The sequence below is a fragment of the Shigella sp. FC1544 genome (assembly GCF_001722145.1).
Taxonomy (GTDB): Bacteria; Pseudomonadota; Gammaproteobacteria; order Enterobacterales; family Enterobacteriaceae; genus Escherichia; species Escherichia coli.
On sequence record NZ_MECT01000533.1, the window covers coordinates 1 to 232 of the forward strand.

Below are 232 nucleotides of genomic sequence, written 5' to 3' on the forward strand. Positions count from 1 at the left end.
CTGGCCGATAAACCGGGTCGGCGAACTGCTCCCCTGGCGCGTAGCACTGCCGACTGAATAACACATCCCCGTCAATACGGTTCTTGCTGCACGCTTACGAACAGTGGGGCTACGTCGGTGCTAAATCACGTCAGCGCTGGCTGTTTTACGCGTATGACAGGATACGGAGGACGGTTGTGGCGCACGTCTTCGGTGAACGCACTCTGGCCACACTGGAGCGTCTTCTGAGCCT

At 58.6% G+C, this 232-nt stretch carries 1 pseudogene; it reads left to right on the plus strand.

Features of this window, described 5'->3' with window-relative positions:
- Positions 1-98 precede the first annotated feature (98 nt).
- Positions 99-232, plus strand: a pseudogene (locus BGK49_RS28250) (IS1 family transposase); the annotation flags it as partial.